This is a genomic window from Colwellia sp. BRX8-9 (genome assembly GCF_014077245.1).
Taxonomy (GTDB): domain Bacteria; phylum Pseudomonadota; class Gammaproteobacteria; order Enterobacterales; family Alteromonadaceae; genus Colwellia_A.
The window spans coordinates 1-13,308 of sequence record NZ_JACGVN010000026.1; the positions used below are offsets into that span (position 1 = coordinate 1).

Consider the following 13,308-nt stretch of genomic DNA (forward strand, 5'->3'; position numbering starts at 1 on the left):
CTCCCTAAAGGGTCGTTGGAGACTACAACGTTGATAGGTCAGGTGTGTAAGGACTGCGAGGTCTTGAGCTAACTGATACTAATTGCCCGTGAGGCTTAACCATACAACACCCAAGTAGTTTTACTGCGAAGTGTTTGTAGAAGACTGACAGAATAACTTCACGCACTGTAATGAATTGAATAAGAAAATGCTTTTATATTTATAGCTCTAGTGAGCAACAGCTTTCAAGATTGTAACCCTTTTGTCTAGCGACAATAGCACTGTGGCACCACCTGATCCCATTCCGAACTCAGAAGTGAAACGCAGTAGCGCCGATGGTAGTGTGGGAGTTCCCATGTGAGAGTAGGACATTGCTAGGCTTCCAATTAGAAAAACCCGTTACTAACGTAACGGGTTTTTTGCTTTCTGGCGTTTGAAAACACAAGATTTATAACTAATATAGTAGTAGCGCCAACAGTAGTGTGATTTATGTCCGACAGACCCATGTGAGAATAGGACATTCTCCGCTTCTAATTAGGTCGCTCTTTGCCATCCTTGGCAACGCGACATTAGTATATCCATACACGTCAAAAACCCGTTACTAACGTAACGGGTTTTTTGCTTTCTGGCGTCTGAAAATATACCATTTATAACTAATTGAGCAGTAGCGCCAACGGTAGTGTGACTTATGTTCGACATGCCCATGTTAGAATAGGACATTCTCCGCTTCTATTTAGGTCGCTCTTTGCCATCCTTGGCAACGCGACATTAGTATATCCCTACACGTCAGAAACCCGTAGCTGATGCTACGGGTTTTTTGCTTTCTGATGTTTAAAAATAGAGATTAAATTATCATGAAAATAATAATTTAATAATTAAGCTCTTAGCAACAAGGCGAATTTATTAGCTAGGTAACTCAGAGGTTAGTACCCAATAGTAATTTAGCTCTTTCATTTTATTGACGAAATCATCAAATTTTAAAGGCTTAGTAATATAGCCACTAGCACCTAAGCTATAACATTCCTCTATTTCGGGTGCAGTGCTTGACGTACTTATCATCACCACCGGAATACCAGACAGGGCTGGATCGGCTTTGATTATTTTTAACGTTTCTATACCGCCTTGTCTTGGCATTCTAATATCGAGAAAGACAATATCTGGACGTGTAAATTGACTACTATCTTCAAAGGGGGCTTCATTTCTCAAATAAGCAACTGCTTGTTCTCCATCCATAACATGCGCGATTGTATTTTTAATATTAAAATCACTAAAAGCATCCATCATCAGTTCTGCATGATCAATATTGTCTTCAACCATTAAGGCTGAAATTGCTTTAAGATTATCCATAATTTTTCCCTGTCTGTTTAGCGATACTAAAACGATTTAACCAGCTTGTTTAGCTATTACTTTGACTTTCTTAAATTTCAAGGTAAATACACTTCCTACACCTAATGCAGATTTCGCTTCTATACTGCCTCTATGATGTTCAATAATGCGTTTAACAATACTTAAGCCTAATCCTGAGCCTGAGAATTTTTTACCATTAACTAGTCGGTTAAACGGCGAGAATATTTTATCAACGTGTATTGGATTGAAACCGATACCATTGTCTTGCAATGATACTTCAATATAATTACCGGTATCGTTCATGACTATGTCGATAATTGGTAAGTTATTATTAAATTTTATGCTGTTAGCAATTAGATTTTGAAACAAGAGTTGTAACAAAGCCATGTTACCTGAGATAATAGCCAGCTCATCCGGTATATTCACTTTAAAATCAGCTTTTATTGTATCTTTAAGTGAGGCTACCGCTTTAGTAATAACCAGCTTTAAGTTAACTGTTTCGAATACTTGATTTGCATAGCCTACAGATAAGTAACTTTGTAAGTCTGATACTAAGCTATGTACATCCGTCGTACTTTTCTCAAGGTAGTCGAACCATTTTAATTCATTGGGTGTACAGTCTATCCTTGAGGTTAAATCGGCTTTTAATGCCTTAGATACTCCCATAATACGACTAATATGACCATTGAAATCATGAGATAAGCTAGCACAAAATGCTTGCATGTCTTGATTATATCCAGCAAATTCTTGTTGGTGCCTAAATCTCTCGATAGCATAACAACATGTTTTATATAGTAATTGCGGTGTTAATTCGTCTTTGGATAAATAGTCTTGAACACCTTTGTTGAGCAATGATTGTGCAATTTCAATACTATTTACTGAAGTTAATATCACCATTGGCAAGGGATTAGTTTGTAAACTTAACCACAGTACAGTTTCGCTTATAGTTGAATCAGGCAGTTGTAAGTCACATAGGCATATATCAAAGTGTTCAGAGGAAAGTCTTGCAATACCTGAAGATAAAGTTTCTGACCTTACGACATGAGCATGTATTTCTGTAATAGACGCCAAAGCATCTTCAATAATCTCAAAATGATCAGAGTTGTCCTCTATTACCATTACTTTCATGATATGTGTTCTCCTATGTCATTAATGAAATGCGAATACATCCATGAAAATTAGACATTATCAACTTAGGTTGCTAATGTAAATGTGTATCAATTGTATTGTTGATTTTCACAAATGGTTATGGATGTCCTTGTGTTTGTGTTTAAAAGCAGATGTTCATACCAGGATGGGTATTAAATGAGAATTTTAATTGTTGATGACGATGAAATTGATAGTGCGCTGGTAAAAAGAGCGTTGAGTACATCTTTACAAAATAGTTACGAAGTGAAAGAGGCTGACTCTGTCGCCAAAGGGCTTGCCCTAATTGAAGCAGAAACCTTTGATGTTATTTTACTTGATTATCATATGCCTGAAGTTAATGGTATTGAAATGATTATCGACATCCGCTCTCGCCCAAATCTTGGTAATACCGCTATTATTGTTATCAGTGCTGCACAAGACAGTTCAATTGCGTTGAACTGTATTGAAGCTGGAGCACAAGACTTTATCACTAAAATTGACATATCACATGTCAAACTCCATCAAGCGATTATACATTCGAAGAAACGCTTTGAAATGGAGCAGCGAATGCATGAAAGCTACTTAGCTTTAAAAAACATGGCCGAAACAGATCAACTAACGGGTCTACATAATCGCTATTATTTTGATGAAACCCTCAAGTTTATGATCGCTAACAGTGACCGTTCAAAACTATCTGTCGGTATGCTAGCCTTGGATTTAGACGACTTTAAACATGTTAATGATTCACTAGGACATCATGCAGGAGATCAATTACTGGTCGATTTGGTTGGCAGAGTAAAAGAATGCTTAAGGATCAATGATGGTTTCGCTCGACTAGGTGGTGACGAATTTGCTATTACCTTAGCCAATGTCCATTCTGTTGAAGAAGTTAACATGATCGCCAATCGTATTTTAACTTCATTTCAAAAGCCATTTTTAATCGAAGGCCATCGTATTAAATGTACTATTAGCATGGGGGCTGCCTTATACCCAAACGATGCGGATAGCCGTGTACAATTGGTCAAGTGCGCTGACATCGCGATGTACAGAGCAAAACAAAATGGTAAAAACGCTTTAAGGTTCTATGAATCTCATTATCAAAATGAATTTAATCGCCGTTTTTTGATTCAAAGTGAAATGACGGAAATCCTGCGTAAATCATCGTTTAGACTATTTTATCAACCGGTATTTTGTGCACATAACGATCAAATTACCGGGGTTGAAGCCCTTATTAGATGGCCTGATTCACCGAAGTCATATACGCCTGATGAATTTATTCCTGTTGCTGAAGAAACACGATTGATTCATGATCTCGGTCAATGGGTACTTACCACCGCGCTAACTGACTTAGCATCATGGCAAAGACGATTTGCCGATAATTTCTCCATGGCCATCAATATCTCAGCCTTACAATTGCAAGATCCTCAATTAACTAAAAAAATAAAAGACGAAACGACACGGCACGGAGTTTTACCTAGTACGATCATCTTAGAAATCACTGAAACAGCACTTTTAGAAGATGATGAAGTAACGCGAGCAACACTTCATTCATTATCATCTCATGGTTTCCAAATAGCATTAGATGATTTTGGTATGGGGTTTTCTTCTATTGCTCATCTAAATAACTTCCCTATTAATATCGTTAAAATCGACAAGTCGTTACAAAACAAGGAGCCAAACGTTAACAAGAAAAAAAGCTTGCTTGAAGCCGTTACTATTATGCTTAAGCTTCTTGATTTCATTGTTGTTGCTGAAGGTATAGAAACAGAGAGTCAATTATTAGTTTGTCATGAACTTAAAATAGATAAGATACAAGGCTATTTATTGGGTAAGCCTATGCCAGCACATATGTTAGAAGAAAAGTTGCTTGCACAGAGCGCATAACTTAATGGTTTTATATATCACTTAATCCTTACGTATAACTTGATATAAGTGGAGCGAAAAATCGATGATATCAGCTTTAATACCCGACAATGAACTGGCTCGTTTGGCAGCATTAGATGAGTATAATATTTTAGATACGCCATCTGAGCTAGCCTATGATCAGCTAACCGAGCTTGTCTCCAGTGTCTGTGGTACTCCTATTGTGCTAATTTCTTTTATTGACGAAAAGCGACAATGGTTTAAGTCTCATTTTGGACTTGAAGTAGGAGAGACTCCGCGTGATATTGCCTTTTGTGCGCATGCTATTCATCAGGATGATGTCTTTGAAATACAAGACAGTCGTAAAGATAAGCGTTTTCATGATAACCCTTTAGTAACCGGACCCGCTCAAGTTATTTTTTATGCAGGTGCTCCATTGATAACACCTGAAGGTCTAAGGTTGGGGACTTTATGTGTCATCGACAACAAACCGTCACAATTGACCGATATTCAAAAAAAACAGTTAACCATTATTGCTCAGCAAGTTGTTGCGCATTTAGAGCTAAAAAAAGTGGCTCGTATCAAAGATAGCCTTGTTTCGAAGTCACTGTCATTAACGAGTAACTTAGTGGCAAAAAATAAGGAACTGGAACAGTTTGTTTTTGCGGTATCACATGACTTGAAATCACCTTTGGTCACTATTAACGGCTTTACGTCCACGTTAGCGAAAGAATTATTGGCTATAACTACCGAAAAACAGCAGCACCGTTTTAGCAGAATCCTTAAAAATGTTAAGCATATGGGGGATCTGCTGACTAATTTACTTGAGCTTTCTAGAGTCATGAAAGGGGATATCACTAAAGAACCTCATGATGTAACTGGCCAGATTGAAAAAAGTTGGCAGAGATTGTTAACTAAGAACAGAATATTGAACGCTGAGCTTATATTAACTAAACCCTTACACTCCATTTTGACTCATCAGCCACTTTTTTCACAATGTATCGATAACTTATTAAAAAATGCCTTGCAATATCGGAGTGTTGAGCGGAATCTACAAGTAAAAATTCATACTGAAGTATCAGACACAGCGATTTCTTTATTTATCCGCGACAATGGTTTAGGTATCGAAAAGAAAGATCACGCACGTGTTTTTGATGTTTTTGAGCAGATTGTTGAAGGTGATGGGACTGGAATTGGCTTGACTATTGTTAAGGCCGTAATGGAAAAACACAGCGGTTTAGTGACTCTAGCCTCTGGATTAGATCAAGGATGTTGCTTTGAATTGCATTTTCCAAGAATATAAATAGAAATATAATCCACTAAATAATCCATATTAGGAATACCCATGAACGAATGGTTACAGCAATTTGCTAACCCCAATTTTATGCCGCACGGCCATTGCTACCTTTGGCGACCTGATATCTTATGGACCCATGTTATTTCTGATATCACTATAGGTGTAGCCTATTATCTGATCACTATTATTTTGGGTATATTACTCTACAAGAGAAAAGAAAGTGTGCCATATAAAGATATATTTTCCTTATTTATGGCGTTTATTTTCTTTTGTGGTACCACCCATTTTGTCGCTATTTATGTAACTTGGTACCCCGCTTATGAATACCAAGGCTGGATAAAAGCCTTAACCGCTTTTACTTCTATTTTGACTGCCATTGTTTTAGCACCAAAATTACCCGATCTTATTCAATTACCGGGTGTCGAAATTAAATATCATAAGGCACTAAAGGAAGTTGAGGCGTTAAAACATAAAAATGCCCAAATGAGTTCAGTTTATTCTGCAACACTCGACCGAGAAGAACGCGTCATCGAATTAAAAAAAGAAGTTAATTCCCTAATGGTCGAACTTAAGCGAGAGCACGTCTACGATGTTTAACTTCGCCACCTTGTCTATATTAAATTTTTATTGCACATTCTATTTTATGTGGGATATCGATGAATTCTAAGAATTCGGTATTAACTGCGCTACTATTATTCTTCATCACACTAGAAGTACTTATTGCACTCGATTACAAATCGAAACAAAAAGACATGCGTGAGCAACGTGTTTCGGTATATTCGGCTATTATCGAAATGCAAAGTCAGATTGGTTATGTTGGTTTAATACATAATTTTAAAAATGCGATCTTACGGCCCAATCAACCGCACTATCGGGCTGATGCTTTTGAAAACTACCGTAAAGCAAACATCCAATTAGATAAACTAGAAGTACAAGGCGCGTTAATTCTCGGGCAACTTAACATGTTAGCGGTAAGAGACATGCTGGTGGCTTATAAGGAAAGGTTATCTTTGTTACCAGCCTTAACTGAGAAAAATATGAGCATAAGTGAAGTTGATAATTATTTGCGTTACGACGATGAGCCTTCTCATATTGAAATAAAAGTTGTTGCAGATAAGATTGCGATTTTACTTGAAGATAAGATGTCAGACTTACTTCATCACAGCCTTAAATCTGGCTTTATTGTGCTAGTTGCTTTGTTATTGACCTTAGTCGTCATTATACGTTTTTTCTTTAAAGATCAGCAAAAAGCACTCGCGCAAAGTACTATGTTAAACATCAAGATGGAAGGGCATAAAGTTGATATGGCTCGTTCGCAAGCCATCTTATTGAGTATGATGGAAGATGTTGAAAAAGAAAGACGCCAAGCGATTAAACTCAACAAGAAATTAGTTAATAAGAACAAAGAAATGGAACAGTTTATCTATACAGTTTCGCACGATCTAAAATCGCCATTAGTCACCATTTCCGCTTTTAGTCATAAATTACAATTAGAACTTGTTGATAAGTTGACCGAAAAGCAAGCATATCGGCTGAGTCGCATCATCGAAAATGTTGATAACATGGAAAGGGTATTAACCGATTTACTTGATTTATCTCGTATTGTCCAACAAGCTATAGAAACCTCTGAGATTAATGTTAAGCAAGTAGTAGAACAACAAAGTGCGGTATTAGAAGAGGGACTTCTCAAAGCCAATGCTACTATTAACTTAGCTGACAATTTACATACCATAAATGCCAATGAACGCTTGGTGTCTGAGGGGATACTGAATTTACTTAGCAATGCTATACGCTATCGAGATCCAGCGACTCCTTTGCTTATTGACATATTTACCAGTCAAACAAAATTATCGACAACAATTCATATAAAGGACAACGGTATAGGTATCGACTCAAAATACCATAAGTTAATTTTTGGTATCTTTGAAAAGCTTTCCGCAACAAAAGGTACTGGCGTTGGCTTAACGATTGTTAAAACAATAATGGATAAGCATAACGGCAAGGTGCTACTTACTTCGGCGCTGGGCGAAGGATGTTGTTTTTCTCTTGAATTTCCTAACGATGTCAAAGGTAATCATAAAACAGTGAATTAACACTGATAATGGATTCAGGATATTGCTCACACTAACTGTAGTGGGTTATTATTTATCTAATATCATTTATTTTTTTTACTAAAAAGCCGCGTTACTTATCAAGTAAACGCGGCTTTATTTTTTGGGTAGATAATATTACTTTTTCTTTTTACCAAATGGTTGCTTTGGCTTTCTATCATCAAACTGGTTTTCAGAGAAACGTGTTAAGCCTTGCTTACTTTTCTCAGCAGCAGAGCTTGTTGACGGCTTCTTGCCATAAGCTGTCTTAGTCGTTACTGGCTTTTTGCCAAAGGTGGTTTTATTGCCTTTAGCATTATTTTTTCCTTTACCGTTATTCTTATAGTGTTGCTGCTCTTTCTCGCCACGGGTTTCGTTGGGTACCAGACAGCCCGGTTTCGAACCAATTAGCGTTTTTCCTAAGCCCATTTTAGTAAAAGCTTGGCGAAGCATCGGCCAGTTAGCCGGATCATGATAACGTAATATAGCTTTATGTAAGCGACGCTGAATAGTGCCTTTAGGTACGGCGACACTCTTGCTGTTTTTATTTACATTTCGCAGTGAATCTATTTCAGTGTGGTACAAAGTGGTGGCATTGGCTAAAGGTGATGGATAAAAGTTTTGAACTTGGTCTAATTTAAAATCATTACTTTTTAACCAAAGTGCTAAGTTAACCATATCACGATCTGTTGTGCCTGGATGTGCAGAAATAAAGTATGGAATTAAATATTGTTTTTTACCGGCTAACTTAGAGTAATGATCAAACATTTCTTTAAATTTATCATAGCTGCCCATACCTGGCTTCATCATGCTATTTAAAGGACCTTCTTCAGTATGCTCTGGGGCTATTTTTAAGTAACCTCCAACATGATGTGTCGCTAGTTCTTTGACATATTCCGGATCTTGAATCGCTAAATCGTACCTAACGCCTGATGCGATTAATACTTTTTTGATGCCAGGTATTTTTCTTGCAGCACGATATAGCTCAATAGTAGGTGTATGATCTGTATCTAAATGACCACATATTGTGGGCCATACACAAGAGGGTTTACGACAGGTTGCCTCAGCTTTTTCGCTTTTACAATTTAGCTGATACATATTGGCGGTAGGACCACCCAAGTCAGATATTACGCCGGTAAATCCTGGTACTTTTAGTTGAATATCTTTTATTTCATTGAGTATCGATTCTTGTGAACGACTCTGAATAATTCTGCCTTCATGCTCTGTTATCGAACAAAAAGTACAACCACCAAAACAACCACGCATGATGTTAACTGACGTTTTTATCATGTCATAGGCAGGGATTTTTGCATCACCGTAACTTGGGTGCGGTACTCGGGCATAAGGTAAGCCAAATACACCATCCATTTCACTTTCTGTTAAGGGGGTTGCGGGTGGATTTAACCAAATAAGTCTGCTGCCATGACGCTGTACTAGAGGTTTAGCAGAAGTAGGGTTTACTTCCTGGTGAAAAATACGTGAAGCATGGGCATACAATACTTTATTATCACGTACTTGTTCGAAAGTAGGTAAGTTAATATAAGTCGTTTCCCAAGGCTTCTTTTTATCGGCCCAAGATTTATTTTTATGTTGCTCTGCCCGATGCGGTGTCAGTTCAATCACTTGTGCTGTTTTGGTTATATCAGTGTCGGTGTTTTTAGCCGCAGCATCTGCTTCTGCACTGTTCTCAGAACAATCAGTAGAGGTGATTTCTTGATAAGGACTGATTATTGGGTCTATTTTACCGGGTTTATCTATCGAACGAGAGTCGATACCTTTCCAGTTGGGTAATACTTGGTTAGCAAGAAAAGCACTACCCCGAACATCGGTGATATTTTTAACTTCCTCACCATTTGCAATACGGTGGGCAATTTCAATTAAGGGGCGTTCGGCATTACCGTAGACGAGAATATCTGCTTTTGAATCAAATAATACCGATTGACGTACTTTATCTGTCCAGTAATCGTAGTGGGCAATGCGACGTAAGCTTGCTTCGATGCCGCCAATAATTACCGGCACACCTTTATAAGCTTCTTTACAGCGCTGAGTATATGCAGCTACTGCTCTGTCTGGACGTTTTCCGCCTTCATCGTTTGGCGTGTAGGCATCGTCATGACGCATACGACGTTCAGCGGTATAACGATTGATCATTGAATCCATATTTCCGGCTGTAACGCCAAAAAATAGATTAGGTTGTCCTAACTCCATAAAGGCATCTTTGGTATGCCATGCAGGTTGAGCGATAATACCAACACGAAACCCTTGCGACTCTAACATCCGACCAATAATTGCCATTCCAAAACTTGGATGGTCAACATAAGCATCGCCAGTTACTAAAATGATATCACAAGAATCCCAACCTAGGGTGTCCATCTCACTTCGAGACATAGGTAAAAACGGCGCTGTTCCATAGCATTCAGCCCAGTATTTTGGGTATTCGAACAATGAGGTTTTTACTTGTGTGAGCATAATTTGGCCTAGGATTGTGTAAGTAAGATTTTATTGTCGCTGGTCAATACAAAAAACAATAATTTGTTGTATAGAACAAGGCGCGCGATTATAGCAAATTATCATTTTAATTGTATCCTTTATTGATGCATGGGCATGATTTAAAAAGCCTCCATACATTATGACGCAACTTTATTGCGGTTGGTCGCATAAGATTACACTTTGCCGCCAGTTAAATTTACTATTTGATTGTATAAATTTATCGGGTTGAGTATAACTAACTATCTGATGTCCATTCTCAAAATTCACGATTAAAATAAGTCTCTTACCTATGAAAATAAAAATATTAACCGCCGCTATAAGTTTATCTTTAGTTGCCTGTGTAACAACAACGGCTGATCAATCGGCTGAAAAAATTTTAGATGATAACTACAGCAATAATAAATCTGTGGCGGCCGCTAAAGAAGTAAAGACAATCGCTATTGCTAAAGCCGTTGCCCCAAAAGAGTCTTTGTTAACAAATAACGACTTATTAATCACCTTAGAACAAATTATGTCTGACCCAGATTGGATGGGGCGTTCACCACAAAGTTGGTATTGGGGTGATGATAATCAGACTATTTTCTACAAACAAAAACGTGCGGGTAGTCCACTAAGTGATTTATACCGCCAAGCGACGTTGGACAAGGAAGCAGAAAAAGTTAAATTAGCGCAAATGCATGTGGTCAGTGATAGAAATGCACAACGAAATAAAGCCAATACGCATGAAGTTTACACTTTTGAAGGCAATGTTTTTGTTAAAGAGCTAGCGAGTTTAGATGTTCAACAACTGACTTATACGTCAGCTTATGAATATTCAACGATGTTTTTAAATAATGGTAATGTCGCTTACCGAGTTGGCAATAAATTTTTTGAACATGACTTATCCAGTAATAAAATTATTGAATTAGCTAATTTACAATTAAAAAAAGATCCTAAAGACAGTGAGGAGAGTCAGAGCTATATTGCCAGTGAACAACATGACTTAATCGCTTATGTTGCCTTGCAAAAAAGAAATAGCGAACTGCGAAAGAATCAACAAGAAAAACTCAAAGCGCAAAACGCTACACTGACTAAGAGTGACTTCTATTTAGGGGATAATAAACGTATCAATCACGCGAGTCTATCGCCCAACGGTGATAAGCTTATTGTCAGTATTAGTAGCGGTGAATCAAGCCAAGCTGATAGTGATATTATGCCTAACTATATTGCCGATGATGGTCATATAAAAGCGGAAAAGGTCCGTCAGCGTGTTGCTGATAATCGTCAATATAATGATGAGCTTTTTTTACTTGATTTAAAGTCAGGTCAAAAATTTCCGCTTTCTTACGACGTTTTACCCGGTGCTGATGAAGATGTACTTGCCAGTGTAAAAACTGAGAACTATCAACGTGAAGGTAAGGTTTATCAGTCTAAAAAATCACCCCGTAATATTCATGTTATGCAAGCTAATTCCCCTATTCAATGGCACGAAAATGGCAAACAAGTTGCAGTATTACTAGAAGCATGGGACAACAAAGACCGTTGGTTAACAACCGTTAATTTAATGGAGAATAAGCTAGAGAGCCAACATCGCTTACATGATGATGCTTGGATCAACTGGAGCTTTAATGAGTTTGGTTGGTTAAAAGGTGACAATACCTTGTACTACCTCTCAGAAGAAACTGGCTATTCTCATCTTTACAGTAAAAACTTAGCAGGTAAAGCCAAACAACTCACCCGTGGTCAATTTGAAATCAGTGATGTGAGCCTAACGCAAGATAAGTCACGTTTCGTCTTTAAAGCAAATAAAAAACACCCTGGTATTTACGAAATCTATCAAGTAGATATAAAATCTGGTCAGTTTAGTGCTTTAACTGATTTAGGCGGTATGAATGACTATGCATTAAGCCCTGATGATTCAACCTTATTAATTGAACATTCAACAGTAGCCATGCCTCCAGAGCTTTATGTAAAAGCACTTAAAGATGATGCTACGGCGATACGCTTAACTCATACGGTCTCTGAAAAATTCTTAAGTATGCCTTGGACTGCGCCAAGTGTGGTTGCTGTGCCTTCTTCATATCAAGATGAACCTGTTTATTCTCGTGTTTATTTACCAAAAGACTATGATAAAACGGCTGATAAAAATCGTGCGGTAATGTTTAGTCATGGCGCTGGCTATCTACAAAACTCACATTTAGGTTGGTCTGGGTATTTTAGAGAATACATGTTCCATAGTATGTTAGTGCAACAAGGTTATGTCGTTATTGATATGGATTATCGTGCTTCTGCAGGATACGGACGCGATTGGCGAACAGCTATCTATCGCCACATGGGCAAACCTGAAGTACAAGATATGCGTGATGGCGTAAACTGGTTAGTTGATAATGCTAATGTTGATCGTCAACGTATTGGTACTTATGGCGGTTCATATGGCGGCTTTCTAACCTTAATGTCTATGTTCACTCAGCCTGATTTATTTCAGTCAGGTTCGGCACTGCGCTTAGTCTCTGACTGGGCCTATTATAATCATGGTTATACCTCAAATATTTTGAACACCCCTGGCGATGACGCTATTGCTTATGAGAGAAGTTCACCTATTTATTTTGCTGAGGGATTAGAAAAACCCTTATTAATTAATGCGCCAATGGTCGACGATAATGTCTTTTTTCAAGATACCGTACGTTTAGTGCAACGTTTGATTGAGTTAGAAAAGCAAAACTTCGAAACGGCTATTTATCCAGTCGAACCTCATGGTTTTGTCCAACCAAGTTCTTGGTTAAATGAATATCGACGTATCTATAAGTTATTTGAAAATACCTTGTAACTTATGTAAAGCTTGCAAGACTAAAGGGTTACCTTTCTTATGAATTAAGAGCGGTAACCTTTTTTTTTGACGAAGAAAAGAACGACACTCTACTCATTGAAATAAAATGGTTACAGGAAGATGAAACTAATATTTGTGATGTTATTTTATCTCGATTTTATTGTAAATGCTCAGGCTAAAGCGGTATGTAAAGTCAGTTTGGGGAGCATAACTATTTCCCTTATGCCATTATCGAAAAGGGAAGATTAGAGTCAAGTATCATAAAAGATATTCATGATGCTATTACTGAAAAATTGAGCAGTCTGAGC

The 13,308-nt window shown here is 37.7% G+C and carries 8 protein-coding genes and 2 rRNA genes; 7 read left to right on the forward strand and 3 right to left on the reverse strand.

The window, feature by feature from the left end; translation table 11 throughout:
- Positions 1–103 (forward strand): 23S ribosomal RNA (locus H4J70_RS17310); the annotation flags it as partial.
- Positions 104–244: 141 nt separating this feature from the next.
- A 5S ribosomal RNA gene (gene rrf, locus H4J70_RS17315) occupies positions 245–359 on the forward strand.
- Between the two features lie 523 nt (positions 360–882).
- Here the strand turns inward: rrf and H4J70_RS17320 are convergent.
- Positions 883–1,326, reverse strand: coding sequence for a response regulator (locus tag H4J70_RS17320; RefSeq protein ID WP_182222936.1), 444 nt, complete (start codon positions 1,324–1,326; stop codon positions 883–885).
- A 36-nt stretch (positions 1,327–1,362) separates the two neighbouring features.
- Positions 1,363–2,454: a hybrid sensor histidine kinase/response regulator gene (locus tag H4J70_RS17325; RefSeq protein ID WP_182230680.1), complete on the reverse strand. Its 1,092-nt coding sequence runs from the start codon at positions 2,452–2,454 to the stop codon at positions 1,363–1,365.
- A 177-nt stretch (positions 2,455–2,631) separates the two neighbouring features.
- Between H4J70_RS17325 and H4J70_RS17330 the strand changes: the two genes are divergently transcribed.
- The 4 genes from H4J70_RS17330 (at position 2,632) to H4J70_RS17345 (ending at position 7,707) form a co-directional block, all read left to right on the forward strand.
- Positions 2,632–4,338 carry a GGDEF domain-containing response regulator gene (locus H4J70_RS17330; RefSeq protein ID WP_182222934.1) on the forward strand — a complete coding sequence of 569 codons (1,707 nt, stop codon included), beginning with the start codon at positions 2,632–2,634 and terminating at the stop codon, positions 4,336–4,338.
- Positions 4,339–4,402: 64 nt separating this feature from the next.
- Positions 4,403–5,620, forward strand: a complete 1,218-nt coding sequence (locus H4J70_RS17335; protein WP_182230678.1) for an ATP-binding protein — start codon at positions 4,403–4,405, stop codon at positions 5,618–5,620.
- A gap of 42 nt (positions 5,621–5,662) precedes the next feature.
- Positions 5,663–6,211, forward strand: coding sequence for a hypothetical protein (locus H4J70_RS17340; protein ID WP_182222932.1), 549 nt, complete (start codon positions 5,663–5,665; stop codon positions 6,209–6,211).
- Between the two features lie 59 nt (positions 6,212–6,270).
- On the forward strand, positions 6,271–7,707 hold the full coding sequence (locus H4J70_RS17345; RefSeq protein ID WP_182230677.1) for an ATP-binding protein: 1,437 nt from the start codon (positions 6,271–6,273) through the stop codon (positions 7,705–7,707).
- A gap of 135 nt (positions 7,708–7,842) precedes the next feature.
- Here the strand turns inward: H4J70_RS17345 and H4J70_RS17350 are convergent, their stop codons facing one another.
- Positions 7,843–10,173: a YgiQ family radical SAM protein gene (locus H4J70_RS17350; RefSeq protein WP_182222930.1), complete on the reverse strand. Its 2,331-nt coding sequence runs from the start codon at positions 10,171–10,173 to the stop codon at positions 7,843–7,845.
- A gap of 310 nt (positions 10,174–10,483) precedes the next feature.
- On the opposite strand from H4J70_RS17350, the gene H4J70_RS17355 reads away from it, so the two are divergent.
- Positions 10,484–13,000: a prolyl oligopeptidase family serine peptidase gene (locus tag H4J70_RS17355; protein WP_182251556.1), complete on the forward strand. Its 2,517-nt coding sequence runs from the start codon at positions 10,484–10,486 to the stop codon at positions 12,998–13,000.
- The last annotated feature ends 308 nt before the right edge of the window (positions 13,001–13,308 follow it).

Bases quoted from the DNA above. Each gene is read 5' to 3' on its own strand.
- H4J70_RS17350 (WP_182222930.1), bottom strand. From the start codon at position 10,173: ATGCTCACACAAGTAAAAACCTCATTGTTCGAATACCCAAAATACTGG.
- H4J70_RS17325 (WP_182230680.1), bottom strand. From the start codon at position 2,454: ATGAAAGTAATGGTAATAGAGGACAACTCTGATCATTTTGAGATTATT.
- H4J70_RS17355 (WP_182251556.1), top strand. From the start codon at position 10,484: ATGAAAATAAAAATATTAACCGCCGCTATAAGTTTATCTTTAGTTGCC.
- H4J70_RS17320 (WP_182222936.1), bottom strand. From the start codon at position 1,326: ATGGATAATCTTAAAGCAATTTCAGCCTTAATGGTTGAAGACAATATT.
- H4J70_RS17345 (WP_182230677.1), top strand. From the start codon at position 6,271: ATGAATTCTAAGAATTCGGTATTAACTGCGCTACTATTATTCTTCATC.
- H4J70_RS17330 (WP_182222934.1), top strand. From the start codon at position 2,632: ATGAGAATTTTAATTGTTGATGACGATGAAATTGATAGTGCGCTGGTA.
- H4J70_RS17335 (WP_182230678.1), top strand. From the start codon at position 4,403: ATGATATCAGCTTTAATACCCGACAATGAACTGGCTCGTTTGGCAGCA.
- H4J70_RS17340 (WP_182222932.1), top strand. From the start codon at position 5,663: ATGAACGAATGGTTACAGCAATTTGCTAACCCCAATTTTATGCCGCAC.